Below are 25202 nucleotides of genomic sequence, written 5' to 3'. Positions count from 1 at the left end.
CGACCGCGCTCCATGCGAGGGTGCTGCCGAATTTCTGATCGATGAGCCCACCGAATGATCCGTCATCGAGGCACTTCGGCGCCGACACCGTCCTCGTTCGGGCCGAGCCACTGCGGGCAGGTACGTGAATCATGGGCGGCTTGAGCGATTTCACCGTCTCGGAGGAGCTGTCGGCGCGCCGGACGGGGATGTCGTTCCAGCGGACCCGGCTGAGCGCCGACCGCACGCTCATGTCCGTCATCAGGACCTCGCTCTCGCTGATCTCGTTCGGTTTCACGATCTTCCAGCTCTTCCAGAAGCTGAAGGATCAGGCCTTCCTGGCGAGCTCGGCTCCCGGCCGAAACTTCGGGACGGCGCTCGTCATGCTCGGGATCGCGATGCTCGCCCTCGGCATCGCGTATCATGTCCGGTTCATGCTCGAACTGCGCCGCCAGCGCGCGGCCATGGTGGCCGACGGCCTGATCCACGGCGAAAGCCGCTTTCCGCCATCCCTGACCCTGATCGCCGCCGCTCTCCTGCTCGCGATCGGCATCATGGCCATCGCCAGCATGGTCTTTCACATAGGCCCTCTTAGTTGACGCCTTTAGCCCTCGATCGATTCAGTGGGAGTCGTAAGATATGGTAGCAGGAAAAAAGCCGAATATTCTTGTCATCTGGGGTGACGACATCGGCATCTCCAACCTGAGTTGCTACACGCAGGGCCTGATGGGCTACCGGACGCCCAACATCGACCGGATCGCGCAGGAAGGCATGCTGTTCACCGACTGCTACGGCGAGCAATCCTGCACCGCCGGTCGCTCGTCCTTTCTGACCGGACAGAGCACGCTGCGCACCGGCCTGTCCAAGGTCGGCGTTCCCGGCGCCCGGGCCGGCATGTCGGAGAAGCTGCTGACGATCCCGGCGGCGCTCAGGAACCAGGGCTACGCGACCGGCCAGTTCGGCAAGAACCACCTCGGCGATCGGAACGAGCATCTGCCGACGAACCACGGCTTCGAAGAGTTCTTCGGCAACCTCTACCATCTCAATGCCGACGAGGAGCCGGAGATGGAGGATTATCCGACCGAGGCGGACTTCCCCGAATTCCACAAGGCCTTCCGGCCGCGCGGCGTGATCCATTCCTGGGCGACGGATGTCGACGATCCGACCGAGGAGCCGCGCTGGGGCCGCGTCGGCAAGCAGAAGATCGTCGATACGGGCTTCCTCACCGCCGAGCGCATGAAGACCTGCGACGACGAATTCGCGGACGCCGCCAAGGACTTCATGAAGCGGGCGCATGACGACGAGAAGCCGTTCTTCGTCTGGCTCAACACCACGCACATGCACCTCTACACCCATCCCAAGCCCGAGAACAAAGGGCAGGCCGGGCGCTGGCAGTCCGACTATCACGACACGATGATCGACCACGACAAGCTGGTCGGCCAGGTGCTGGATTATCTCGAAGAACTCGGCATCGCCGACGATACATTCGTGATGTACTCGACCGACAACGGCCCGCATATGAACAGCTGGCCGGATGCGGCGACGACGCCGTTCCGCTCCGAGAAGAACACCAACTGGGAGGGTGCCTTCCGCGTGCCGATGATGGTGCGCTGGCCCGGCAGGATCGCGCCCGGCTCGGTCGCCAACGGCATCGTCCAGCATCACGACTGGTTCCCGACCTTCCTCGCCATGGCTGGCGAGCCCGACATCATCGAAAAGGCCAAGAAGGGGTACGAAGCGATCGGGCGGACCTACAAGAACCATCTCGACGCCTACAACCTGCTGCCCTACCTCACCGGCGAGACCGACAAGAGCCCCCGCAACCTGTTCGTCTATCTGAGCGACGACGGAGACGTGCTGGCGGTCCGGTACGACAACTGGAAGGTCGTGTTCATGGAGCAGCGCTGCCAGGGCACGCTGCAGGTCTGGGCGGAGCCCTTCGTGCGGTTGCGCCTGCCGAAGCTCTTCAACCTGCGGACAGACCCCTATGAGAGGGCGGACCGGACCTCGAACTCGTACAACGAGTGGCTGATGAGGCACCTGTTCATCCTGCTCGGCGCGCAGGCGATCGTCGGCAAATGGGCGGAGACCTTCGCCGAGTTCCCGCCGATCCAGAAGCCCAACAGCTTCACTGTCGACCAGGCGATCGAGAAGATGCGGGAAGCCTGCGGCGGCGGACTGCACTGATATCCGCGGATGGTGCGGTGCCGCCCGGCTCCGCACCATCCCCCGCACTCCACCCCGGCAGCCGACGCCGAGGAGCGTCCATCACGGCGCGGGACGATCAATCCCAGGCGAGCGCGCCGCCGTTCTGGTACTCGATGACGCGGGTCTCGAAGAAGTTCTTCTCCTTCTTCAGGTCCATCGCCTCGCTCATCCAGGGGAACGGGTTCTCGGTCTCGGCGAAGACGGGGCCGAGCCCGAGCTGCGCGCAGCGGCGATTGGCGATGACGTGCATGTACTGCTCGCACAGCCCGGCATTGAGGCCGAGGAAGCCACGGGGCATGGTGTCCCGGCCATAGGCGGCCTCGAGCTCGGCACCCTCCCGCAGCATGGATCGGATCTCCTCCTGGAAGGACGGCGTCCACAGATGCGGGTTCTCGGCCTTGATCTGATTGATGACGTCGATGCCGAAATTGAGATGCAGGCTCTCGTCCCGCAGGATGTACTGGTACTGCTCGGCGATGCCGACCATCTTGTTGCGCCGGCCGAGCGAGAGGATCTGGGCGAAGCCCGTATAGAACCACATCCCCTCGAACACGACGTAGAAGGCGACGAGATCGCGGAGGAAGGCCTGGTCGGCCTCTGGCGTGCCGGTCCGGAAGCCCGGATCCTCCAAGCTCTGCGTGTGCTTCAGGGCCCAGGCCGCCTTGGCCGTGATCGAGGGCACCTCGCGATACATGTTGAAGAGTTCGCCCTCGTCGAGCCCGAGGCTTTCGACGATGTACTGGAAGGTGTGGGTATGCACCGCCTCCTCGAAGGACTGCCGCAGCAGGTATTGCCGGCATTCGGGATTCGAGAGGTGGCGGTAGATCGCCAGCACGATGTTGTTCGCGACGAGGCTTTCCGACGCGGCGAAGAAGCCGAGATTGCGCTTCACCGCCCGGCGCTCGTCCTCGGTCAGTCCGGACGGCGAATGCCAGAGCGCGATATCGGCCTGCATCCCGACCTCCGTCGGCATCCAATGATTGTTGCAGCCGGCCAGGTACTTCTCCCAGGCCCATTTGTACTTGAGCGGAAGGAGCTGGTTCACGTCCGCGCGGGCATTGATCATCGCCTTCTCGTCGACGCGGACGCGCGCCGCGCCGGCATCGATGGCGCCGAGGCCGGTGGCATCGGCCAGCGGCGGCGCGAAGGCCGGATGGAGAGGGGCGGGTTTCGGGGCTTGGGGTTCGGACCAGTCGAGCATGATGTCTGCTTTCGCTTGTCCGTCATTGCGAGGAGGCGGAGCCGACGAAGCAAACCAGGGGCGGCACACGGCCCCTTGGGTTGCTTTGCTCCGCTCGCAATGACGGCGAGATGGCGATGGGGTGGCCGGGTCGAGCCCGGCCATGACGGATCGGCGGGCTGCCCTTACTGGCAGGCTTCGCAGGTCGGGTCGTCGATCGAGCAGACCTGAGGGGCCGCCCGCTCCGGCAGGAGGATCGGCTCCGGCGCGGCCGCGAGGGCCGTCGCCGAAACGGCGTTGAGCTTGCCGTCCGTCCCCTTCAGCGTCGATTTCTCGACCGCGCTCGCGCCCCGGGAGCGCAGATAGTAGGTCGTCTTGAGACCGCGCTCCCAGGCGAGGCGATAGAGGCTGTCCAGCTTCTTGCCGGACGGCGTCGCGATATAGAGATTCAGCGACTGGGCCTGGTCGATCCATTTCTGCCGGCGCGCCGCGGCCTCGATCAGCCAGACCGTGTCGATCTCGAAGGCGGTGGCGTAGAGCGCCTTCAGATCGTCCGGCACGCGGTCGATCTGGCCGAGGCTGCCGTCGAAATACTTGAGATCCGAGATCATCACCTCGTCCCAGAGCCCACGGGCCTTGAGGTCGCGGACGAGCGCGGCGTTCACAACGGTGAAGTCGCCCGACATGTTCGATTTGACGTAGAGGTTCTGGTAGGCGGGCTCGATCGACTGGGCGACGCCGCAAATGTTGGAGATCGTGGCCGTCGGCGCGATCGCCATGACGTTGGAATTGCGCATCCCGGTGCGGGTCACGCGCTCCCGCAGCCGCTCCCAGTCGAGCCGCCGCGAGCGATCGAGGTCGAGGCCGCCCCGCGCCTCGGCCAGGATCTCGACCGAGTCGATCGGCAGCACGCCACGCGACCAGAGCGAACCCTCGAAGGACGGGTAGCGCCCGCGCTCGGCGGCGAGATCGGCCGAGGCCGAGATGGCGTGGAAGGAGATCGCCTCCATGCTCTCGTCCGCGAAGGCGATCGCGGCTTCGGAGGCGACCGGCAGGCGCAGCCTGTGCAGCGCATCCTGGTGCCCCATCAGGCCGAGCCCCACCGGACGGTGGCGCAGGTTCGAGCGGCGCGCCTCGGGGATCGTGTAGAAGTTGATGTCGATGACGTTGTCGAGCATCCGCATCGCGGTCTTCACGGTGCGGGCGAGCCGGTCATGGTCGAGCCCCTCCGGCGTCACATGCGCGGCGAGGTTGACCGAGCCGAGATTGCAGACCGCGACCTCGCTGTCGGAGGTGTTGAGCGTGATCTCCGTGCAGAGGTTGGAGGAGTGGATCACGCCGGCATGGCCCTGCGGCGAGCGCAGGTTGCAGGGATCCTTGAAGGTGATCCAGGGATGGCCGGTCTCGAACAGCATGGTCAGCATGCGCCGCCAGAGGTCGAGGGCCCGCACCTCCCGCCACACCTTGATGCCTCCCGCGCGCGCCTTCGCCTCGTAGGCCTCGTAGGCGGTCTTGAAGGCCGGCCCGTAGAGATCGTGCAGGTCGGGCGCCTCGTCGGGGGAGAGCAGGGTCCAGGGACCGTCCTCGGCGACGCGCTGCATGAAGAGGTCCGGCACCCAATGCGCGGTGTTCATGTCATGGGTGCGCCGCCGCTCGTCGCCCGTGTTCTTGCGCAGGTCGAGGAAGGCTTCGATGTCGACGTGCCAGGTCTCGAGATAGGCGCAGACCGCGCCCTTGCGCTTGCCGCCCTGGTTCACGGCGACGGCGGTGTCGTTCGCGACCTTGAGGAACGGCACGACGCCCTGGCTGTCGCCGTTCGTGCCCTTGATATGCGCGCCGAGGCCGCGCACCCGCGTCCAGTCGTTGCCGAGCCCGCCCGAATACTTTGCCAGAAGGGCATTGTCCTTCACGGACTTGAAGATGCCGTCGAGATCGTCCGGCACCGTCGTCAGGAAGCAGGACGAGAGCTGCGGCCGGGTCGTTCCCGAATTGAAGAGCGTCGGCGTCGAGCACATGAAGTCGAAGGACGACAGCAATTCGTAGAACTCGATCGCCCTCGCCTCGCGGTCGATCTCGCGCAGCGCGAGCCCCATCGCGACGCGCATGAAGAAGGCCTGCGGAAGCTCGAAGCGCACGCCGCCCTCGTGCAGGAAATAGCGATCGTAGAGCGTCTGGAGCCCGAGGAACTCGAACAGCCCGTCGCGCTCGGGCCTGAGCGCGGCCGCGATGCGGGGGAGGTCGAAGCGCTGCAGCTCGGGATCGGCGAGGCCGGCTTCGACCGCCCGTCCGAGATAGGCGGGAAAGTACTCGGCATAGAGATCGGACATCTCCGCCCCGCCGGCCTCGCGAGGCTCGCGGAAGACGTGGCTGAGCGCTTCCCGGCGCAGCTTGTCGAGCAGGAGGCGCGCGCTGGCGCGGGCATAGTTCGGCTCGCGCTCGACGAGCGTGCGAGCCGCCATGATGGTCGCGAGCGAGAGCTCGTCCGCGCTCATGCCGTCATAGAGGTTGCGCCGGGTCTCCGCCTCGATGGCGTCAACCGAGACGCCGTCGAGCCCCGACGCCGCCTCGGCCAGCAGGGCGGCGAGCCGCCGCTCGTCGAGGGGGCGCAGCTGCCCGTCCGCGCCTTTCACGCCGAGAGCCGGCGCGGCGGACGGCATCTCGGCCTCCTCCGCCCGGCGGGCCCTCGCCCGCTCCTCGCGGTAGAGCACGTAGGCGCGAGCGACCTTGTGATGGCCGCCCCGCATCAGGGCGAGCTCGACCTGGTCCTGGATGTCCTCGATGTGAAGGATCCGCTCCGAATCCGCGCGCCGGGTCAGCGCGGCGACCACGCTCTCGGTGATCGCCTCGACGGCGTCATGCACCCGGCGCGAGCCCGTCGCCGCCTGCCCCTCGACGGCGAGGAAGGCCTTCGTCACGGCGACGGTGATCTTCACCGGATCGAAGGGTGAGGACGATCCGTTCCGGCGGATGACCTTGAATGCCGGCATCGCGGCGACCGGATCGCGGGATGGACCCGCGAAAGGTAGGCGAGCATCGTGATCGCCCGCCGTGGACTGGACTGAGAGAGACATCGGCAACCCCAAAATGTTGGGGGCTTCGTGCCGAAAGGACGCAGGCCCGGCCGCAATCCCGACGGGCGCGGCAAAAGCCTCAGCGACCCGTCGGGGCACCCCGCCCGAGAGACGTCAACAGGTCGGGGCAGGTTTCCTGGCTCGCGGGTCGTCACCTCCGTCCGTCTTCCCAGACCCTTGCAGGCCCAGTGACATGGTGGACGGGAGCTCGCCGCTTACAGTTGCGGGGGCAGCTCCGGATTTGCGTGGCCCCGAAGGACCGCCACTCACCGGATTCCATCTTAGCCTGCCGGCCGAAACCGACAGGAACCTCGACGCCCCGAGACTACGGCATGGCGGATGATCCGCAACATCTAGCGCTCAGACACCTGTGGGAAACCCCAGATGTAGAGAAGCGGTGTCCAGATCCGCAGGTCCGGCGCGGGAACGTCCTGCCCCGGGTCGCTCCCGCGCTCGAATGCGCAGATACCCTGTTGCAGCAGTGTCATAGACCGGACGATCTCAGCGGACGAACCGGCGCTGCGCCAGATCGTCCCCTTGCCGAAAGTCGCGACACCGGATCATAAAGGGTATCTCATTTGCATGCCGAGATACTGCTCCCGTGCGGCGACACTTCCGCCAGGCGTCCGTTGAACTCAGAGGGTCGGGTTGATGCGTGCGCGGCATGCTGGGAGCGTTCTGCCGAAGCGTCGGAGTATCGCGTTGCTGTGCGCGATTGCACTGGCGCTCGGCGCCACGGCGTGGCTGCTCGGCGCGCCGAAGCCGAGCCAAGCGACAACGCCCGTCGCCCAGGCTCCCGCCCCTCCCGTCACCGTGATCCGTCTGGAAGTCGAGCCCGTCGTGATCGAGGCCATGCTTCCGGGGCGTGTGTCACCCTTCCAATCCGCCGAGATCCGCCCTCAGGTCAGCGGCGTCCTGCAAGAGCGGCTGTATCGCGAAGGGCAGGAGGTCAAGGCGGGCCAGGAGCTCTTCCAGATCGACTCGGCTCCGTATCGCGCAGCCCTCGGCACCGCGGAGGCTGCACTGGCACGCGCGCAAGCCTCGCTCGAAGCCGCCAAGGCGAGGGCGAGCCGCTACAGCCAGCTCGTCGGCAGGAACGTCATCAGCGCGCTCGATCACGAGACGGCGATGGCGAACCAGCACCAGGCGGAAGCCGACGTCGCCTCGGCGCGGGCGGCGCTCGACGCGGCGCGGATCGACCTTGCACGCACACGGATCGTGTCGCCGATCGACGGGCGCGCGAGCCGGTCGATGCTGACGGTCGGCGCCCTGGTCACGGCGAACCAGCCGACCGCCCTGCTGACCGTCACGCAGCTCGATCCCGTCCTCGTCGATCTGACCCAGCCTGCGGATACGATGCTGCGGCTGCGCCGCGATCTGCAGGAGGGACGCCTGCGCCGCACGGGCGGCGATGCCGCGCAGGTCCGCCTCGTCTTCGGGGACGGGACGGAATATCCGCATCCCGGACGGCTCCAGTTCTCGGAGGTCACTGTCGCGTCCGATACGGGCTCCGTCACGCTTCGCGCCACCTTCCCCAATCCCGACGGCATCCTGATGCCAGGGCTCTTCGTCCGGGCGCGGATCGAGGTCGGGGTCGCCGATCAGGCTCTGCTCGTGCCGCAACAGGCCGTCACGCGGAATCCGCGCGGCGAAGCGACCGCCCTCATGGTCGACGAGCAGGGGGTGGTCCGCCAGCGCGTGATCCGGACGCGGCAGACGATCGGCAACAAATGGCTCGTCGATGAAGGATTGTCGCCCGGCGACCGCGTCGTCGTCGAAGGGGTCCAGCGCGTGCGCGACGGCGTGAAGCCGGAGGTCCGCGAGATCTCGGCCCGCGAATTCGACCGGCGCGGGCCATCGGTCCTGGGCCGCGTCGAGGCCCCCGCGGCCGGACGCGGCATCTGAGCGATGAGCCGCTTCTTCATCGACCGCCCGAATTTCGCCTGGGCGATCGCTCTCGGGGTCATGCTGGTCGGGCTGCTCGCCCTGCGGAGCCTGCCGATCTCGCAATATCCGACCATCGCCCCGCCGACGATCCAGATCAACGCCGTCTATCCCGGGGCATCGGCCGAGACGGTGCAGAACACCGTGGTGCAGATCATCGAGCAGCAGCTGAACGGCCTCGACGGGCTGCTCTACTTCAGCTCGCAGAGCAACCGCGACGGCTCCGCCCGCATCGCCCTGACCTTCGCCCAGGGCACCAATCCCGACACCGCCCAGGTGCAGGTCCAGAACAAGCTCGCGCTCGCGCTCACGCGCATGCCTCAGGCCGTGCAGCAGCAGGGTGTCCGCGTCAGCAAGGGCGCGACGAGCTATCTGATGATCATCTCGTTCGTGTCCACGGACGGGACCCTGACGGTGAACGACATCGCCGATTACATCGGCTCCGTCGCGCAGGATCCGATCTCCCGGACGTCGGGGGTAGGCAATTTCCAGCTGTTCGGCTCGCAATACGCCATGCGGGTCTGGCTCGATCCCGAGAAGCTGGTCGCCTTCGATCTCATGCCGTCCGACGTCTCCACGGCCATCACGACGCAGAACGTCCAGATCGCCTCCGGCGAGATCGGCATGCGCCCGTCCGTGCCGGGCCAGATGCTGAATGCAGCGCTGATCGGCCCGTCCTACCTCCAGACGCCCGAGCAATTCGGAGCCATCCTGCTGAAGGTGAGGCCGGACGGCTCGCAGGTCCGGCTCCGCGACGTCGCCACGATCGGGCTCGGCGCCGAAAACTACGCCTTCAGCAACACGCATAACGGCCGCCCCGCCGCCTCCATGGGGATCGAGCTCGCTCCGGGCGCCAACGCCGTCAGCACGTCGCAGGCGGTCCGCGAGACCGTGGAGAGCCTGCGCCTGACATTGCCGCCGGGCGTCGAGGTCGAATACCCCCTGGACACGACGCCGTTCGTCGAGCTGTCGATCAAGGAGGTGGTCAAGGCGCTGATCGAGGCGATGATCCTCGTCTTCGCCGTCATGTTCCTGTTCCTCCAGAATTTCCGCGCGACGCTGATCCCGACCCTCGCCATCCCCGTGGTGCTGCTCGGGACCTTCGCCGTGCTCGCCATCGCCGGGTACTCGATCAACACGCTGACGATGTTCGCCATGGTCCTCGCCATCGGCCTGCTGGTCGACGATGCGATCGTGGTCGTCGAGAACGTCGAGCGGGTCATGGAGCAGGACGGCCTCTCGCCGCTCGAGGCGACGCGGGTGTCGATGGACCAGATCTCGGGAGCCCTGGTCGGGATCGGCGTCGTCCTCTCCGCCGTGTTCCTTCCCATGTTCTTCTTCGGCGGCTCGGCCGGCGTGATCTACCGGCAGTTCTCGCTGACGATCATCACCGCCATGACCCTGTCGGTGCTCGTGGCGCTGATCTTCACGCCCGCCTTGTGCGCGACCATCCTGAAGCGGCCCCGCCACGGCGAGCGCCGGGGCTTCTTCGGCTGGTTCAACCGCAGCTTCGACAAGGTCACGCGGGGCTATGTCGGCGGCGTCGGCCGCATCGCGAGCCGCCCGGCCCGCTTCCTGCTCATCTACGCGGCCCTGACCATCGTCATGGGCGTCCTGTACGCCCGTTTGCCGACCTCGTTCCTTCCGGACGAGGACCAGGGCATCGTCTATGCGCAGGTGATCACGCCGCCGGGGGCCACGGTCGAACGCACCCAGCGCGCGCTCGACGACGTCATGAGATCCGCGCTCGAGGACGAGAAGGCCGTCGTCGATTCCGCGCTCGGCATCGTCGGCTTCAACTTCAGCGGCCGGGGCCAGAATGCGGGACAGAGCTTCATCCGGCTGAGGGACTGGTCCCTCCGGCCGGGACAGGAGAATTCGGCGGCAGCCCTTCAGAAGCGCATGGCCGAGCGTTTCGCGCGCTACCCGGACGCGCAGGTCATCGTCTTCGTGCCGCCCGCCGTCAGGGAGCTCGGCAACGCGACCGGCTTCTCCATGCAACTGCTCGATAACGGCCGCCAGGGACGCGAGGCGCTCCTCGCCGCGCGCGACCAGTTGCTGCAGGCCGCCGCGGAAAGCCGGATCGTCGCGAATGTCCGGCCGAACGAACCCAGCCAGGAGCCTCAGTTCCGGCTGGATATCGACTGGGAGCGCGTCAGCGCCCTCGGCCTGACCATCGCGCAGGTCAACAGCACGCTGTCCGCCGCCTTCGGCGCCACCTATTCCGGCGACTTCCTCGATCGGGGCCGCATCAAGCGGGTCTATATCCAGGGCATGGCCGAGGCCCGCATGCGACCGGAGGACTTGTCGCGCTGGTACGTGCGCAACAGCTCCGGTTCGATGGTTCCGTTCTCGACCTTCTCCTCCGCGAGCTGGGATGTGGGATCGTCCCGTCTCGGCCGCTTCAACGGGATCGGCGCGGTCGAGATCCTGGGCAATGCCGGCGCGGGCCGGACGACCGGCGAGGCGATGGCGGAGATGGAGCGCATCGCGGCCTCGCTTCCGGCCGGGATCGGGATCGCCTGGAGCGGCCTCTCCTACGAGGAGCGCGCATCGGGTGCGCAGGCCTTCGCGCTCTACGGCATCTCGATGATCGTCGTCTTCCTCTGCCTCGTGGCGCTCTACGAGAGCTGGGCGATCCCCGTCTCCGTCATGCTCGTCGTGCCGCTGGGGGTCCTGGGCGCCGTCGCGGCCACCCTCATGCGCGGCATGTCGAACGACGTGTATTTCCAGGTCGGCCTCCTCACCACGATCGGGCTGTCGGCGAAGAACGCGATCCTGATCGTGGAATTCGCCAAGGAGCATTTCGAAGCGGGCGAGAGCCTGGTCGAATCCGTGCTGCACGCGGCGAAGGAGCGTTTGCGGCCGATCCTGATGACCTCGCTCGCCTTCGTCCTGGGCGTCGTTCCCCTCGCCATCTCGACGGGAGCGGGATCGGGCGGCCGCACGGCGATCGGCACGGGCATCATCGGCGGCGTGATCACGGGCACGGTGCTCGCCATCCTGTTCGTGCCGCTGTTCTTCGTCGTGGTGTTGCGCCTCTTCGGCACGAAGCGCCGCTCCGAAACCGGGGCTGCGGCCGAGGCGTCGCGGACGGGGCAGCAGGAGGCGGTCTGACCGCCTTCCTGGTGCCGGGCGGATCGCGCGGGATCGCCGTCGCCCGGACCGGACCGCAAGGCTGAGCCGGTCGCGGCCTGTTCTTCACGAGGGGCCGGCGGGATCTCGACGGCGACCATCTGCGGCAGGACGAGGCACCGTCCGGTCCCGCTCCCCGTCACCCTCCCGAGCGCCGACCGGCAGGGCCGGAACACCCCGCCCCGCGATCCGCGCAACCCGATCGTCGTCCGATCGGCTCGGCGCGGGAGCGATGTGCGAAGGGCCGAGACCGCCCCTCGGGCGGAGTACCGTCCATCGGCGACCCCGCAGCCGGGGCTACGATTCCTCGCCGGAGGACGGAATGAACTGATCGATCAGCGGCGCCACGAGCAGGCTCGCCATCACGGCCGTGATCAGGGCCGCCTCGGGCCGGCCCAGCAAATAGAGGCCGATAGCGAGAGAGCCCAGCGCGACAGGTCCCAGATACATCGACGGCTCCTGTGTCCCCCACCGGCCGACCCCGCGGCCATGACGACGACGATGACAGTTGGCTTGATCGGCGGCGTCGCGTCGGTGCCGGGGCACACCCGCCAACCGTCGCCGACGACGTTTGATGCCATCAATACATTGCAGAGAATTTGTCGATTCAGTGACCTCGATGAAATTTACATTTCGTTTACTGTAACAATACGTTAAAACACAAATCGGCCTTCAAGTTCGGATGGAACAGGACTCCTTCGATCCGGACCCTGGCATGACCGATTCCAACGTCTTCTTCCGTCTCGTCTGGCGCGTGAACGCCCTCCTCATCCTCGGTGTCGCCCTCGCCGTCTGCGCCCTCGTCGGATCGCAGCTCGCGAGGGATCTCTCGCGAGGCTGGACCGCCTCTCGCGGCCCCGACCGCGGCATCGCGACGCCCGCCACCGTTCCGGCGGGGCGTGCGGCGGAAGCCCCGCCGGAGGTTCTCCACGTCGGCCGCTTCGCGCGCGCGGACGGACCGATCCTCTACGCTCCGCTCTATCTCGGCCGTCCTGGAGACATCGCCAAATACGCCTCGGGGCCGAAGCAGGGCGCGCAGACGCGCAACATCGTGTTCTTCGACAGCCGCGACGGCGCGCTCCGGCGGCTGCTTCCGGACGATGCCGGCCGCATCCTCGATCAGACGACGATCGCCCGCCGGGAGCCGGGCGAGGACAGCCGGCCGGTCGCGCGCCTCTACGTCCATGTGCCGGCCGACAGCTCGGGCGACGGCGTCCTCGACCATCGGGACCTGCAGCGCATCCTCGTCACCAGGCCCGACGGCTCGGGGCAGGTCGTGCTGGCGGAGGGGGTCGACCACTTCGTGACCGTGGAGGCCGGCAGCGGCGCCGGCAGGACCTTGTCCTACTTCGTGCGCCGCGGCGGCGAGCTGCATTACGGCGCGTTCGATCTCGCGACGTTCGAGCCCGGCCGCTCGACTCCCGTGCCCCTGCCGAAGACCTGACCCTCAGGCGGGGCCGGCGACGAAGGTCATGCGCTTCGGGTTGTGGCCCATGTTGCGCTCCGCCCGCCGCCCCGCGAAGCCACGGTCGCGCAGCAGCGCCAGCATCTCGTCCTCGCCGTAATGGGTGAGGCCGAGCTCGGTGCGGAGCTTCGAATAATCGGACAGGGCGGTCCGGACGAGCCCCAGCAGGGCCGCGCGCAGGAAGCCCCCGCTCCAGGCGAAGCGGAGCAGGGCTGCGACGTCGTCGAGCGCACCCGTCTCGTGCGGGATGACGTCGGCGAGGACGAGGCGGCCGTCCTCCTTCAGCTTCGAGTGCCAGAGGCCGAGCAGGTCGTCGAACTCCTCGGGCGAGAGATATTGCAGCAGCGAGTTCACGACGACGAGGTCGAGCGAGTGGTCGGGCAGGGCGCCGAGATCCTCCGGCGCCAGCACCTCGATCTTGGGCTCGGCGGCGAAGCGCGTCGCAAGGCGGTCGCGCACGAGCGGTGCGCCGTCGCAGAGGAGGAGACGCGCGCAGGTCGCCGCGACCCTGTCGGCCGAGAGCGCCTCGCCGCAGCCGTGATCGAGCACGACCGCCTCCGGCCCCGTCACGTACGCCGCGATGTCCCGCGCGACGCCGGCATAATGCAGCGTCTTGTGCCGCTCGTTGACGTAGATCGGGGTGTCGGCGTTCCAGTAGTCGCGCCAGCTCATCGGGCCGCGCCTCCGCGGGAGATCACAGCCCGACCAGGATGGCCGCGACGGCCCGGTGGATCGACAGCGCGAAGACGACGAAGACGGCCGCGAAGGCGACTGCGAATTCGAGCACGAGATGGCGCAGCATGCTCGTGCGCCGCATCAAGTCCTGGCCGATATGGGCGGTGAACCAGCCGACGGCGAGGAGCAGAGGCAGACCGAAGAGGAAGGCGAGCGTGCTCTCCGGCCTCGCCGTCGGGTCGATGAGGCCCCGAAGGTTGCGGGTCCAGGGCGCCTGCGTCGCCGCAATGATCGAGAACGCCCAGGCGAAGCCGACCGCCATGCCGAAATGCCGCATGAACAGGCCGTGCAGTCGCCGGAACTGGTCTGGCGTCGTCTCCCGCCGAACCGCTCCGCGAATCATGATGGACCTCCGCTCGCCCCGACTGCCATCCGACAGTCGCGTGTGGCCGCCAGAAATCCGTTAACGCAGGCGGGAGCGAGGCAGCAATGAGACTTTTCGTTCGCGAGTGGAACTAATTTGCCGCCGTGGCGTTGTGGCGCTCCATCATCTGCACGAAGCGCTCGAACAGGTAGTGGCTGTCGCGCGGGCCCGGCGACGCCTCCGGATGGTACTGCACCGAGAAGGCCGGCCGGTCCTTGAGCGCGATGCCGCAATTCGTGCCGTCGAAAAGCGAGACATGGGTCTGCTCGGCGTAGTCCGGCAGGCTCGCCGGGTCGACGGCGAAACCGTGGTTCATGGAGACGATCTCGACCTTGCCGGTCGTGTTGTCCCGCACCGGATGGTTCGCGCCGTGATGGCCCTGGCGCATCTTCACGGTCTTGCCGCCGAGCGCGAGGCCGAGGAGCTGGTGGCCGAGGCAGATGCCGAAGGTCGGAACCTTCGTCTCCAGCAATTCGCGGATCACCGGCACGGCGTATTCGCCGGTCGCGGCCGGATCGCCCGGCCCGTTCGAGAGGAAGATGCCGTCGGGCTGAAGAGCCAGGATCTCCGCCGCGCTCGTCGTCGCGGGCACCACCGTCACCCGGCAGCCCGCTTCCGTCAGAAGGCGGAGGATGTTGCGCTTCACGCCGAAATCGATCGCGACGACGTGGAACTTCGCGCCGTCCTGCTGGCCATAGCCGCGTCCGAGCTGCCACACCGTCTCGGTCCAGCCGCCCCGGTCGTCCCGCGTGACCATCGGAACGAGATCGAGCCCCTCCATGGAGGGCAGGCCCGCGGCCTCCGCACGGAGCGCGTCGAGATCGAACAATCCCGCCGGATCGTGGGCGATGACCGCGTTCGGCATCCCCTTGTCGCGGATGAGCGCCGTCAGCGCACGCGTGTCGACGCCGGTGATGCCGATCAGCCCCCGCGCCCGCAGCCAGGAATCGAGCGAGCGCGTCGCGCGCCAGTTCGCCGGCTCGGTGATCGAGGCGGCCAGCACGACGGCCCGCGCGCCATGCGCGTGCTCGATCTCGACCGTCTCGACATCCTCCTCGTTCGTCCCGACATTGCCGATATGCGGGAAGGTGAAGGTGATGATCTGCCCCGCATAGGAGGGATCGGTCAGGATTTCCTGATAGCCCGTCATGGCGGTGTTGAAGCAGACCTCGCCCGCCGCCTCGCCGACGGCGCCGATCCCGGCACCCTCGATGACCGTGCCATCCTGGAGGACGAGAAGCGCCGTGGGGCGCGGTTCGACCCAGCCGGCCGCCTCGGCGCCGGGGGTATGGTGTTGCGACATCGCGATGATCCGGGTTAAGCGCGCGCACCGCCGAAGACGGCATCCCGCGCGCCCGGTTATCTAGGAGCGCGCCCGCCGCCCGTCAACGAACGGCGAAGCCATTTGAAGGATCAGGCCATGACAACCGCTTTGCGCGCACGCTTCACCGAGGAGCTGAAGGTCGCCATGAAGGGCGGCGACAAGGCGCGCCTCTCGACCATCCGCATGATCCAGGCCGCGCTGAAGGATCGCGACATCGAGGCCCGCGGCACGGGCAAGGAGCCGCTCGGCGAGGACGAGATCCTGTCCCTGCTCCAGAAGATGCTGAAGCAGCGCCAGGAATCGATCGCCATCTACGATCAGAACAACCGGCCCGAGCTCGCGGCCTCCGAGCGGGAGGAGGTCGCAATCATCGAGAGCTTCATGCCGAAGCAGATGGACGAGGCCGAGGTGAAGGCGGCGATCGAGACGGCCGTCGCCGCGACGGGCGCCGCCTCCATGAAGGACATGGGCAAGGTGATCGCCGCCCTTCGGGGCGAATATGCCGGGCGCATGGATTTCGGCAAGGCGAGCGCGCTGGTGAAGGCCCGGCTCGCCGGCTGATCGGCGGCCGTCAGCCGGCGCCGAACATCATCCTGAGGCGCGTCTGCCCGGCCTGGACGATATGGCGGCGCGCCAAAGCCTCGGCCTCGGCGCTGTCGCGCGCCTCGATCGCCGCGAGCACGGCGGAATGCTCCGCATGGGCCGCCTGCGGCCGGCCCGCGATCTCGAAGGTGGTTCCCGGCAGAAGGGCGAGCGAATTCGATAGCTGAGCCAAGGCCTGGTCGAGATAGCGGTTGCGGGCCGCGTCGCGGACGGCCTCGTGGAAACGACGGTTCAGAAGCGCGACCTGTTCGGGCTCGGACAGGTCCCGCCCCGCCTCCAGCAAATCCCACATCGCGGCGATGTCGGCTGCCGAAGCATGCTGGGCCGCCATGCCGGCCGCCGTGCCCTCGAGCGAGGCGCGAAGGTCGTAGAGTTCGCGCACCTGCTGCCGGTCCAGCGACGTGATCGCCATGCCGCGCGAGGCCGCCATCTCGACCAGCCCTTCGGAGGCCAGGCGCCGGATCGCCTCCCGGATCGGCGTGCGGCTGACATTCAGCCGCTCGGCGAGTTCCGTCTCCCTGAGGCGCTGGCCCGAGCGCAGCTCGCCCGCGCCGATCTCGCGGCGCAGGCGGCGATAGACCTGCTCGGCGAGCGGCAGGTCGCGATCGTCGCTCGTATCGGAGTTCATCGCCCGTCCTCCGCCGGACGGATGCCGCACCGGCCCGTCACGTGCCGAAACTCTGGACGAGCGAGCCGGCGACGAGGCTCCAGCCGTCCACCAGCACGAAGAAGATGAGCTTGAACGGCAGCGACACCGTTGCTGGCGGCAGCATCATCATGCCGACCGACATCAGGATCGACGCGACGACGAGGTCGATGATGAGGAACGGCACGAAGAGCAGGAAGCCGATCTCGAAGGCCCGGCGCAGTTCCGAGATCATGAAGGCGGGCACCAGCACCTGGAGCGGCACGGCCGCCGGCGTCGCGGGAGGCGGCTCCTTCGACATGTCGACGAAGAGCTGCAGGTCCTTCTCGCGGACCTGGCGGAGCATGAAGCTGCGCAGGGGCGCCGTGCCGCGCTCGAAGGCGACCTGCGGCGTGACCTGCCCCGCGACCAGCGGCTCGATTCCGGCCTGATAGGCCTCGCGCAGGGTCGGGGCCATCACGAAGGCCGTGAGGAACAGGGCGAGGCTCACGATGACGGCGTTGGGCGGCGCGGTCTGCGTGCCGATGGCCGAGCGCAGCAGCGACAGGACGACGACGATCCGCGTGAAGGAGGTCGTCATCACCACGGCCGAGGGCGCGATGGCGAGGACCGTGATCAGCGCGACGAGCTGGAAGACGCGCTCGGTCAAGCCGCCGCCGGGACCGAGATCGAGCGTGATGCTCTGACCGAGGGCGGAGGCCGGCACGAGAATGAAGCCGCAGGCGGCGAGCGCCCCGACGGTCGCGCGCCGTGCCGTGGACCGGGAGGGGCGCATCGTCACGATCTGATTCGGAAGATGCCGGCAGCGTCGTTCGGCCCGATGTCGATCGCAAGCCGTCCGCGGCGCCTGTCCACGGCCTTCGCCGCAGCGTCGAGCCTCGCGCCGCGTCTCCCGAAGCCCGACCGGGTTCGGGAGGCCCGCTCGCCGGGATCAGTCCTTCTTGTCCAGCGGCCGGCCGAGCAGACGGGCGAACTCGGCCTCGATGTCCTCGATCGAGAACGGATCCGGCTTCGCAGGAGCAGCCGCGGCGGGCGCCTGCTTCTCGGGCTTGGCCGGGGGCGGCGCAGGCGGCCGGGGCGGCTCGGCGCGCGGCGCTTCTGGGCGAGGCGGCTCCTGGCGAGGCGGCTCCTGGCGAGGCGGCTCCTGGCGAGGCGGCTCCTGGCGAGGCGCTTCCGGACGAGGCGCTTCCGGACGAGGCGCTGCCGGACGAGGCGGCTCTGCCCGGGGCGGCTCCTGACGCGGCGCCTCCACCCGGGGCGGCTCCTGACGGGGAGGTGCCGGACGAGGCGGCTCCGCGATCACCGGCTCCTGTCGGTTCGGCGCCACGGCCGGGCGTGCCGGTGGGGGGGGAGCCGGTGGCTCCTGGCGCGGCGAAGGCTCGGGGCGGGGAGCCGGCTGGATCGGCGGATCGCGGCGCACCGGAGGGTCCTGACGCGGCGGATTCTCCTCCCGGGGAGGCTGCTGGCGGGCAGGCGGCTCCGGGCTGAGCACGGGTTCCGAGCGGAGCGGAGGGGCCGGGCGCGGCGCAGGCGGGGCAGGCCGCGGGGCCTCGGGCATGCGCGGCGGCTGCACCGGCGTCGGGACGACCGGAGCCTGAACGGGGGACGGCGCAGCCTGCTGAACGGGCGGCGGCACCGGCGGCGCCTGATGGGCCTGCCGCAGCGTCGCCTCGAGTTCACGGGTCATGTCCGGGATCGCGACGTCCCGTTCATCGGCGCCGGACGGCCGGACGGCCGGACGGGCCGGGGACGGCCGCACCGGGGGCGGGACGGGAGCCGATGGCTGAACGCGTGTCGGCTTCAAAACCGGCTCGGGCGTCGCGGCCTCGGCGACCGGGGAGGACAGGATGTCGGCGGGGCCGAGGATGCCCCCGATGACGGGTCGGGACTGAGCGCCGTCGCCGTTGCGGCCCGGCTTCTCGCCGTTCTCCGCGAATTCGGCGGTCTGCGCCGCGGGCAGGCGCGCGCCGGGCACGCGCACGATATTCGTCTCGACGACGACGTCGTTCGGTCCGCCGACGAGCAGGAGGTGCTCGACATTGTCCCGCCTCAGCAGAATGAGCTGGCGCTGGCGGTCGAGATCGTAGACGTCGACGATGCCGAGCCGCGGCTGGCGGGCCCGACCGCGCTCGCTCGACAGGGAGTTCCGCCCGCCGGTGAGGCGCCGCAGGATCAGAGCGAAGAGCGCCAGCAGAAGGAAGATGATCGCGAAAGCGATCACGTACTTGACGGCCGGGGAGAGGTTCTCGGTGCCGGGAATGGTGGGCAAGACTGGGACTCTCTCGACGGAAGCTCGCACGCGAGGCCCGTCCCGGCTCGCGGGACCGGCCTTGCGGGACAACGCGTTAACACGTTTCCCCGCGGGTGTCGCGCACTCCGGTCGCAGGATCGTCGGGGCGGTCGCCGGCGACGCTGCCGCCTGGGCCGCGGGGCCGCGGCGAGGCCTTCGCGGTCAGACGCTTAACGCTCCGTTAACCATAAGTGCGGCAAGTTTTGCCGGCTCGGGCCGACCATGGCGCCGATCGGAGGCCTCTCGGCCATGTCGATGACTTCGCTTCCGATCGTCACGATGCTGCGCGACCGCATGCAATGGCACCAGACGCGGCAGAAGTTCCTGGCCGAGAACGTCTCGAACGCGGACATGCCCGGATTCCGGCCGAAGGACCTCGCCCCGTTCCAGCCGGTCGTGTCGGCCTCGTCCCGGGCGACGGCGGGCGGGATGGTGCCCGTTGCGCTCACCGATCCGATGCATCTGACGGGAACGCTCAGCCAAGGCGGGGATGCGAAGCCGGCCCGCCGCGTCGAGACCCGCCCGTCCGGCAACGCGGTCAATCTCGAGGAAGAGATGCTGAAGGTCGCCGAGAACCAGTCCGAGTACCAGCTTGCCACCTCGCTCTACCAGAAGAGCCTCGCCATGCTGCGCATCGCGGCCGGCGTGAAGGGAGCCTGATCGTGGATTTCATGCGCTCCATCGCCGTGGCCGCCTCCGGTCTCCGCGCCCAGTCGGGCCGGATGAGAGTCATCGCCGAGAACATCGCGAATGCCGATTCCACGGGCAGCAAGCCGGGCGCCGACCCCTACCGGCGCAAGATCCCGAGTTTCGAGCGCAGCTTCGACCGGGACCTCGAGGCGAGCGTCGTCGGGCTCGGTCGCGTCCGCCCGGACGCCTCGGCCTTCCGCACCAAGTTCGATCCCGGACATCCGGCGGCCGACACGCTCGGCAACGTCAAGCTGCCGAACGTCAATTCGCTCATCGAGCAGGTCGACATGCGCGAGGCCCAGCGCAGCTACGAGGCCAATGTGAACGTCGTGACCGCGACCCGGCGGATGATCAGCCGGACCCTCGATCTCCTGCGCGCCTGACGGCGAGCCACCGGATCCGACCATGACAGCCACGGGTTTCGCAGTCGGCGCCTATACGGCGACGCAGCAGCTCACCAAGGCCGGAGCGCTCAAGGGCCTCGCGGCGGGGATCCAGGGGGGCGCGGCCGCCGCGGCGGCCCCGGGCTTCGGCCAGCTCGTCGCGAGCGCCCTCGACGGTGCCGCCGGGGCGAGCCGCAAGGCGGAGGCCCAGGCGATCGCCGCGGCCTCCGGCAAGACCAACCTCGTCGAGGTCGTGACCGCCGTCGCCGAAAGCGAGACCGCCCTCCAGAGCCTCGTCGCCGTGCGCGACCGCGTGATCGCGGCCTACGAGGAAATCATGCGGATGCAGGTCTGAGCAGGAGATCGCGACCATGACCGGTGCCGCCATCCTCGACGTCGCCCGAGACGGGATCGTGACCTTCCTCAAGGTCGCCGGGCCCCTCATGCTGATCGCGCTCGTCGTCGGTCTCGTCGTGTCGCTGGTCCAGGCCCTGACTCAGGTCCAGGAACAGACGCTGATCTACGTGCCTAAGATCATGGCCGTGTTCGGGGGCCTGCTCCTGTTCATGCCGTTCATGGCGGATGCTCTCGGCGCCTATATGGGCCGGATCGCGGCCCGGATCGTCTCGGGCGGATAGCGGCGGCGCAGAACCGATCCGGCGTCTCGACTTTGCGCACGAGACATCGTGATCTGGCGCAGCGTGATTCGGCCATGACCTTCGCCATCCCCGAGCTGACGACCCTCTTCATGCTCGCCTTCGCGCGGGTCGGCATCCTCGTCATGCTGATGCCGGGACTGGGGGAGCGCTTCGTGATGCCGAGGCTGCGGCTCGCCATCGCCCTGTTCCTGACCCTGATGATGATGCCGATCCTGCGCCCGCTCCTTCCCGCCGGGCTCGCGCCGGCGGCGATCGTCGGGCTGCTGATCGGCGAGATCGCGGTCGGGCTCGTCCTCGGTCTCGCGACCCGCGCCGTGATGGCCGCCCTGCAGACGGCCGGCAACGTCGTCGCCTCCCAGATCGGCCTCTCCTTCGCGATGTCGGTCGATCCCGCGGCCGGCGGGCAGGAGGCCGTCATCGGCAATTTCCTGTCGCTGCTCGGCGCGACGCTGATCTTCGCGACCGACCTGCATCATCTCGCGATCGGCGCGATCCGCGAGAGCTACAGTCTTCTGCCCCCCGCCGGGATCCCCGATAGCGGCGACGTCGCGAGGCTCGCCATCGGCGCGGTCGCGCGCGGCTTCGCCCTCGGGGTCAAGATCGCGGCCCCGTTCGTCGTCTTCGCGCTCCTGTTCAATCTCGGGCTCGGCATCCTGTCCCGCCTGATGCCGCAGCTGCAGGTCTTCTTCCTGGCGCTGCCGCTCAGCGTCCTCATCGGCATGCTGATCCTGCTCGCCTGCCTCGGCATGATGATGAGCGTGTACCTCGCCGATCTCGGCCGCTTCCTCCAGGGCCTCGGGAGCGTCTGATGGCCGAGGGACAGGAAGGGGAAGACAAGACCGAGGAGCCGACACCGCACCGGCTCCAGGAGGCGCATAAGCGCGGCGACGTGCCGAAGAGCCAGGAGGTCTCGGTCTTCCTCGGCCTCGGCGCGCTCACCCTCGCCCTGATGCTGATGCCGGTCTTCGGCACCGGGCCGCGCCTCGCCCACGACCTCAAATCCTATCTCGCCGGGGCGCATCTCGTGCCCTCCGACGGGGCCGGCATCCAGGCGGCCGGCACGAACGGCCTCTTCGTCGCCCTGCGCGCGCTCGCGCTGCCGCTCGGCATCGTGATCGCCGCGGCCCTCGCCGCCGGTCTCGTCCAGCACCGGCCGGTCTTCTCGGCCGAGCAGCTGACGCCGAAACTCAGCCGCCTCTCGCCGCTCGCCGGCCTCAAGCGCATGTTCGGTGCCCAGGGCATCGTCCAGTTCGTGAAGGGGATCGCCAAGATCGCGCTCGTCGGCACGCTCGCGGGCTGGGTCCTGTGGCGCGAACGCGACCGGTTCGAGAGCCTCGTCGGCCAGGAGCCGACCGCCGTCGTCGCCGTCTCCCTCGGGCTCGCGCTCAAGCTCCTCGGCGGCATCCTCGCCCTGCACGCGATCATCACGATCGCCGACATCCTGTTCCAGCGCTTCAGCTGGATGAAGCGCCAGCGCATGACCCGCGAGGAGGTCAAGCGCGAGATGAAGGAGCAGGACGGCAATCCCGAGATCAAGGCCAAGCTCCGGCAGCTCCGGCAGCAGCGCCTGCGCCAGAGCGTCGCCAAGGCGGTGCCCAAGGCGACGGTCGTGATCGCCAACCCGACCCACTTCGCCGTCGCCCTGCGCTACGAGAGCGGGATGGCGGCGCCGGTCTGCGTGGCCAAGGGCGTCGATGCCCTCGCCCTGCGAATCAGGGCGATCGCGGCCGAGCACGGCGTCGCCGTGATCGAGAACCCGCCGCTCGCCCGAGCGCTCCACGCCACGGTCGAGATCGACGACGAGATACCGGTGGACCACTACAAGGCGGTGGCGGAGGTGATCGGGTTTGTCTTGCGGCTGAAGCGGCGCGCGTCGTAGGGCTGTGTCGAGGGTAAGCGGTGAGCGGGATGGCTGATGTCAGGGGCACTGCACCCTCGGTGATCGACAAGTCTGATCGGCCCGGCCGGCTGGGCATGCTGCTGGCGCTGGCCGGCCTCCTCGTCGCAGCGGTCGGCGGCATCGCCTTCCTGTCCAGCGAGCAGGCGCAGCCGCTGCTGCTCGCGGTGCTGGCGCTGCTCGCCATGGCGGGCGTCTTCTTCCTGTTCGCGCTTGCCGTCGGGGCCGTCCGGCTCGGCGGGACGAGCGCCCGCAACGATCTCACCAAGGCCGTGGCCGACGGCTCGCCGGACGGCATCCTCGTCGTCGAGGATTCGGCGCGCATCCTCTATGCGAACGAGCGCTACCTCGCCCTGTCGGGGGCGAACGGCCTGTCGGATCTGCGGCCGCCGGAACGGCTGTTCAGCGGCGGCCCGGACGTCTCCGAGGCCGTCTACCGCCTCGCCCAGGCGACGCGGGACGGACGCTCGACCGCCGAGGAGATGCGGCTCTCCCCGGCCCTCGATGGCGGGCGCGATTTCGGCTGGTATCGCGTCCGGGTGAGGCCGCTCGCCACCGGCGCCGCCCGCAGCGGGGCGATCTGGAGCGTCGCCGACGTCACCCACGAGCGCGAGCGGCAGGAGAACGTCTTCCAGGAGCTCCAGCACGCGATCGACTATCTCGACCACGCCCCCGCCGGCTTCTTCTCGGTCTCGCCCGAGGGGGACGTCGTCTACATGAACGCGACGCTCGCCGCCTGGCTCGACCACGACCTCGCCAAGGTCGGCCCCGGGGGCCTGAAGCTCGCCGACATCATGCCGGCCTCCGTCGTCGCCATGCTGACCCGGATGGACGGGCGGCCCGGCGAGGCCCGCACGGAGACGCTCGATCTCGACCTCGCCCGCCGCGGCGGGCAGAGCCTGCCGGTGCGCCTGCACCACCGGATCGCCTTCGGCCAGGACGGCCGGCCGGGCTCCTCGCGCACCCTCGTGCTCAACCGCTCGGCCGGGGAGAATGCGGGCGGCGAAGGCCAGCGCGCGGCCGAAGTCCGGTTCGCGCGCTTCTTCAACTCGACCCCGCTCGCCATCGCGACGCTCGACGCGCAGTCGCGCATCCTGCGCTCGAACCCCTCCTTCCTGCGCCTGTTCGGCGCCCCCTCGCGCACGGGCGCGAGCGGGCCGCCTTCGGTGCTGGACTACGTCTCGCCGGCCGACCGGCCGCGCTTCGAGGAGGCCGCGCGCGCCGCCGCCTCGGGCCAGGCCGAGACGACGCCGCTCGACACCGCCCTCACCGTCGAGGGCGGGCGCCAGGCCCGGCTCTGGCTCGCGCCGGTCGAGAAATCCGATGCGGGCGAGGACGGCGAGGCCGTCATCCTCTACGGCCTCGACACGACCGAGCAGCGCCAGCTCGAGCAGCAATTCGCCCAGGCCCAGAAGATGCAGGCCGTCGGCCAGCTCGCCGGCGGCGTCGCGCACGACTTCAACAACGTCCTTCAGGCCATCATCGGCTATTCCGACCTTCTGCTCGCCGCGCATCGGCCGACCGATCCGTCCTTCCAGGACATCATGCAGATCAAGCAGAACGCGAACCGGGCCGCGAGCCTCGTCCGCCAGCTGCTCGCCTTCTCGCGCCGCCAGACGCTGCGGCCCGAGGTGGTGCGGCTGGGCGACGCCGTCTCCGACCTCTCGCTCCTCCTGAAGCGCCTCCTCGGCGAGCGCGTGCAGCTCGACCTTCGCCAGGGACGCGACCTCTGGCCCGTCAAGGCCGACGTCAACCAGCTCGAACAGGTCGTCATCAACCTCGCCGTCAATGCGCGCGACGCGATGCCGGACGGCGGCACCGTCACGATCACGACCGCCAATGTGGAGGCCGCCGAGGCGAAGCGCCTCGACCTCGCCGACCTGCCGCCCGCCGACTATGTCCGGGTCGCCGTCGGCGATACCGGCACCGGCATCCCCCCCGACGTGCTGGACAAGATCTTCGAGCCCTTCTTCACGACCAAGGAACTCGGCAAGGGCACCGGCCTCGGCCTCTCGACGGTGTTCGGCATCGTCAAGCAATCGGGCGGCTTCATCTATGTCGATTCCGCGGTGGGAGCGGGCACGACCTTCTCGATCTATCTGCCGCGCCACGAGCCCGAGGCGGAGGCCGCCCCCGAGCCCGCGCCGGCCGTGATCGGGACCGGGACGACCCCGGTCGCCGCCGCGGCCTCTCCTCCGGCCGAGAAGCCGGCGGCGAAGCCCCGCGCGGCCGACCATACCGGCCAGGGCACGATCCTCCTCGTCGAGGACGAGGACGCGGTCCGGGCCGTGAACAGCCGGGCGCTCGCCGCGCGGGGCTACACGGTGCTCGAGGCCGCCTCCGGCTTCGAGGCGATCGAGATCATCGAGGAGCGGGGCTCGTCGGTCGACCTCGTGGTCTCCGACGTCATGATGCCCGAGATGGACGGCCCGACGCTGCTCGGCGAATTGCGCAAGCGCCATCCGGACATCCGCTTCGTCTTCGTCTCGGGCTATGCGGAAGATGCCTTCGAGAAGCACCTGCCCGAGGGCGAGGCGTTCTCCTTCCTGCCAAAGCCGTTCACGCTGAAGCAGCTCGTCGAGACGGTGAAGACGGCGATCGCGCGCTAGGCGCGGGCGCCGCTCGCGGG

Annotated in this window: 22 protein-coding genes and 1 riboswitch; of the genes, 13 read left to right on the top strand and 9 right to left on the bottom strand. The window is 68.8% G+C overall.

The window, feature by feature from the left end:
• Window positions 1-140 precede the first annotated feature (140 nt).
• A complete protein-coding gene (locus EV668_RS12310; RefSeq protein ID WP_245513135.1) occupies window positions 141-578 on the top strand; it encodes a YidH family protein in 438 nt (145 codons plus the stop codon).
• 40 nt (window positions 579-618) lie between these two features.
• Window positions 619-2166 carry an arylsulfatase gene (locus EV668_RS12305; protein ID WP_133770424.1) on the top strand — a complete coding sequence of 516 codons (1548 nt, stop codon included), beginning with the start codon at window positions 619-621 and terminating at the stop codon, window positions 2164-2166.
• Window positions 2167-2263: 97 nt separating this feature from the next.
• Here the strand turns inward: EV668_RS12305 and EV668_RS12300 are convergent, their stop codons facing one another.
• Together EV668_RS12300 and EV668_RS12295 are read right to left on the bottom strand one after the other, a co-directional pair.
• Window positions 2264-3388: a ribonucleotide-diphosphate reductase subunit beta gene (locus EV668_RS12300; protein ID WP_133770423.1), complete on the bottom strand. Its 1125-nt coding sequence runs from the start codon at window positions 3386-3388 to the stop codon at window positions 2264-2266.
• 164 nt (window positions 3389-3552) lie between these two features.
• The gene (locus tag EV668_RS12295) at window positions 3553-6438 is read right to left on the bottom strand and encodes a ribonucleoside-diphosphate reductase subunit alpha (RefSeq protein WP_133770421.1); all 2886 of its coding nucleotides are present in this window, start codon (window positions 6436-6438) and stop codon (window positions 3553-3555) included.
• Window positions 6439-6547: 109 nt separating this feature from the next.
• Window positions 6548-6767: riboswitch (cobalamin riboswitch) on the bottom strand.
• Between the two features lie 373 nt (window positions 6768-7140).
• On the opposite strand from EV668_RS12295, the gene EV668_RS12290 reads away from it, so the two are divergent.
• Both EV668_RS12290 and EV668_RS12285 read left to right on the top strand, forming a co-directional pair.
• The gene (locus EV668_RS12290) at window positions 7141-8343 is read left to right on the top strand and encodes an efflux RND transporter periplasmic adaptor subunit (RefSeq protein ID WP_208111528.1); all 1203 of its coding nucleotides are present in this window, start codon (window positions 7141-7143) and stop codon (window positions 8341-8343) included.
• Window positions 8344-8346: 3 nt separating this feature from the next.
• Window positions 8347-11499, top strand: coding sequence for an efflux RND transporter permease subunit (locus tag EV668_RS12285; protein ID WP_133770416.1), 3153 nt, complete (start codon window positions 8347-8349; stop codon window positions 11497-11499).
• 315 nt (window positions 11500-11814) lie between these two features.
• Here EV668_RS12285 and EV668_RS24790 read toward each other — a convergent pair whose 3' ends face one another.
• A complete protein-coding gene (locus EV668_RS24790) occupies window positions 11815-11967 on the bottom strand; it encodes a hypothetical protein (protein ID WP_166652442.1) in 153 nt (50 codons plus the stop codon).
• 265 nt (window positions 11968-12232) lie between these two features.
• Here EV668_RS24790 and EV668_RS12280 point away from each other — a divergent pair, with 265 nt between their 5' ends.
• The gene (locus EV668_RS12280; protein WP_133770414.1) at window positions 12233-12961 is read left to right on the top strand and encodes a hypothetical protein; all 729 of its coding nucleotides are present in this window, start codon (window positions 12233-12235) and stop codon (window positions 12959-12961) included.
• 3 nt (window positions 12962-12964) lie between these two features.
• Here the strand turns inward: EV668_RS12280 and EV668_RS12275 are convergent, their stop codons facing one another.
• The 3 genes from EV668_RS12275 to carA form a co-directional block, all read right to left on the bottom strand.
• Complete coding sequence (locus EV668_RS12275; protein WP_133770413.1) at window positions 12965-13654, bottom strand: class I SAM-dependent methyltransferase; 690 nt, start codon at window positions 13652-13654, stop codon at window positions 12965-12967.
• Window positions 13655-13676: 22 nt separating this feature from the next.
• Window positions 13677-14060, bottom strand: coding sequence for a hypothetical protein (locus tag EV668_RS12270; RefSeq protein ID WP_133770411.1), 384 nt, complete (start codon window positions 14058-14060; stop codon window positions 13677-13679).
• A 112-nt stretch (window positions 14061-14172) separates the two neighbouring features.
• Complete coding sequence (carA, locus tag EV668_RS12265; RefSeq protein WP_133770409.1) at window positions 14173-15384, bottom strand: glutamine-hydrolyzing carbamoyl-phosphate synthase small subunit; 1212 nt, start codon at window positions 15382-15384, stop codon at window positions 14173-14175.
• Between the two features lie 117 nt (window positions 15385-15501).
• Between carA and EV668_RS12260 the strand changes: the two genes are divergently transcribed.
• Entirely contained in the window at window positions 15502-15966 is a 465-nt protein-coding gene (locus tag EV668_RS12260) for a GatB/YqeY domain-containing protein (RefSeq protein ID WP_133770408.1), read from the top strand.
• A gap of 10 nt (window positions 15967-15976) precedes the next feature.
• Here the strand turns inward: EV668_RS12260 and EV668_RS12255 are convergent, their stop codons facing one another.
• The 3 genes from EV668_RS12255 to EV668_RS12245 all read right to left on the bottom strand — a co-directional run bounded on the left by EV668_RS12255 (window position 15977) and on the right by EV668_RS12245 (window position 18923).
• Window positions 15977-16636 (bottom strand): GntR family transcriptional regulator, encoded by a 660-nt coding sequence (locus EV668_RS12255; RefSeq protein ID WP_133770406.1) that lies wholly within the window; start codon window positions 16634-16636, stop codon window positions 15977-15979.
• A 37-nt stretch (window positions 16637-16673) separates the two neighbouring features.
• Complete coding sequence (gene fliP / locus EV668_RS12250; RefSeq protein ID WP_133771964.1) at window positions 16674-17429, bottom strand: flagellar type III secretion system pore protein FliP; 756 nt, start codon at window positions 17427-17429, stop codon at window positions 16674-16676.
• A gap of 156 nt (window positions 17430-17585) precedes the next feature.
• A complete protein-coding gene (locus tag EV668_RS12245) occupies window positions 17586-18923 on the bottom strand; it encodes a flagellar biosynthetic protein FliO (RefSeq protein ID WP_245513133.1) in 1338 nt (445 codons plus the stop codon).
• A 270-nt stretch (window positions 18924-19193) separates the two neighbouring features.
• Here EV668_RS12245 and flgB point away from each other — a divergent pair, with 270 nt between their 5' ends.
• The 7 genes from flgB to cckA all read left to right on the top strand — a co-directional run bounded on the left by flgB (window position 19194) and on the right by cckA (window position 25182).
• Window positions 19194-19604 carry a flagellar basal body rod protein FlgB gene (gene flgB / locus EV668_RS12240; protein ID WP_133770404.1) on the top strand — a complete coding sequence of 137 codons (411 nt, stop codon included), beginning with the start codon at window positions 19194-19196 and terminating at the stop codon, window positions 19602-19604.
• An 11-nt stretch (window positions 19605-19615) separates the two neighbouring features.
• The gene (gene flgC, locus EV668_RS12235; RefSeq protein WP_133771960.1) at window positions 19616-20017 is read left to right on the top strand and encodes a flagellar basal body rod protein FlgC; all 402 of its coding nucleotides are present in this window, start codon (window positions 19616-19618) and stop codon (window positions 20015-20017) included.
• A 22-nt stretch (window positions 20018-20039) separates the two neighbouring features.
• Entirely contained in the window at window positions 20040-20372 is a 333-nt protein-coding gene (fliE, locus tag EV668_RS12230) for a flagellar hook-basal body complex protein FliE (RefSeq protein WP_133770402.1), read from the top strand.
• 16 nt (window positions 20373-20388) lie between these two features.
• Complete coding sequence (fliQ, locus tag EV668_RS12225) at window positions 20389-20655, top strand: flagellar biosynthesis protein FliQ (RefSeq protein WP_133770400.1); 267 nt, start codon at window positions 20389-20391, stop codon at window positions 20653-20655.
• 74 nt (window positions 20656-20729) lie between these two features.
• Complete coding sequence (gene fliR, locus EV668_RS12220) at window positions 20730-21485, top strand: flagellar biosynthetic protein FliR (protein ID WP_133770398.1); 756 nt, start codon at window positions 20730-20732, stop codon at window positions 21483-21485.
• Window positions 21485-22555, top strand: a complete 1071-nt coding sequence (flhB, locus tag EV668_RS12215; RefSeq protein ID WP_133770396.1) for a flagellar biosynthesis protein FlhB — start codon at window positions 21485-21487, stop codon at window positions 22553-22555. The genes fliR and flhB overlap by 1 nt, the downstream gene beginning before the upstream one ends.
• A 29-nt stretch (window positions 22556-22584) precedes the next feature.
• A complete protein-coding gene (cckA, locus tag EV668_RS12210; RefSeq protein WP_133770394.1) occupies window positions 22585-25182 on the top strand; it encodes a cell cycle histidine kinase CckA in 2598 nt (865 codons plus the stop codon).
• Window positions 25183-25202 lie beyond the last annotated feature (20 nt).

This window comes from Enterovirga rhinocerotis (assembly GCF_004363955.1).
In the GTDB taxonomy this organism is placed as follows: Bacteria; Pseudomonadota; Alphaproteobacteria; order Rhizobiales; family Beijerinckiaceae; genus Enterovirga; species Enterovirga rhinocerotis.
Note: the sequence above shows the minus strand (reverse complement) of the source record. Positions and strands in the feature narration are given on the sequence as shown.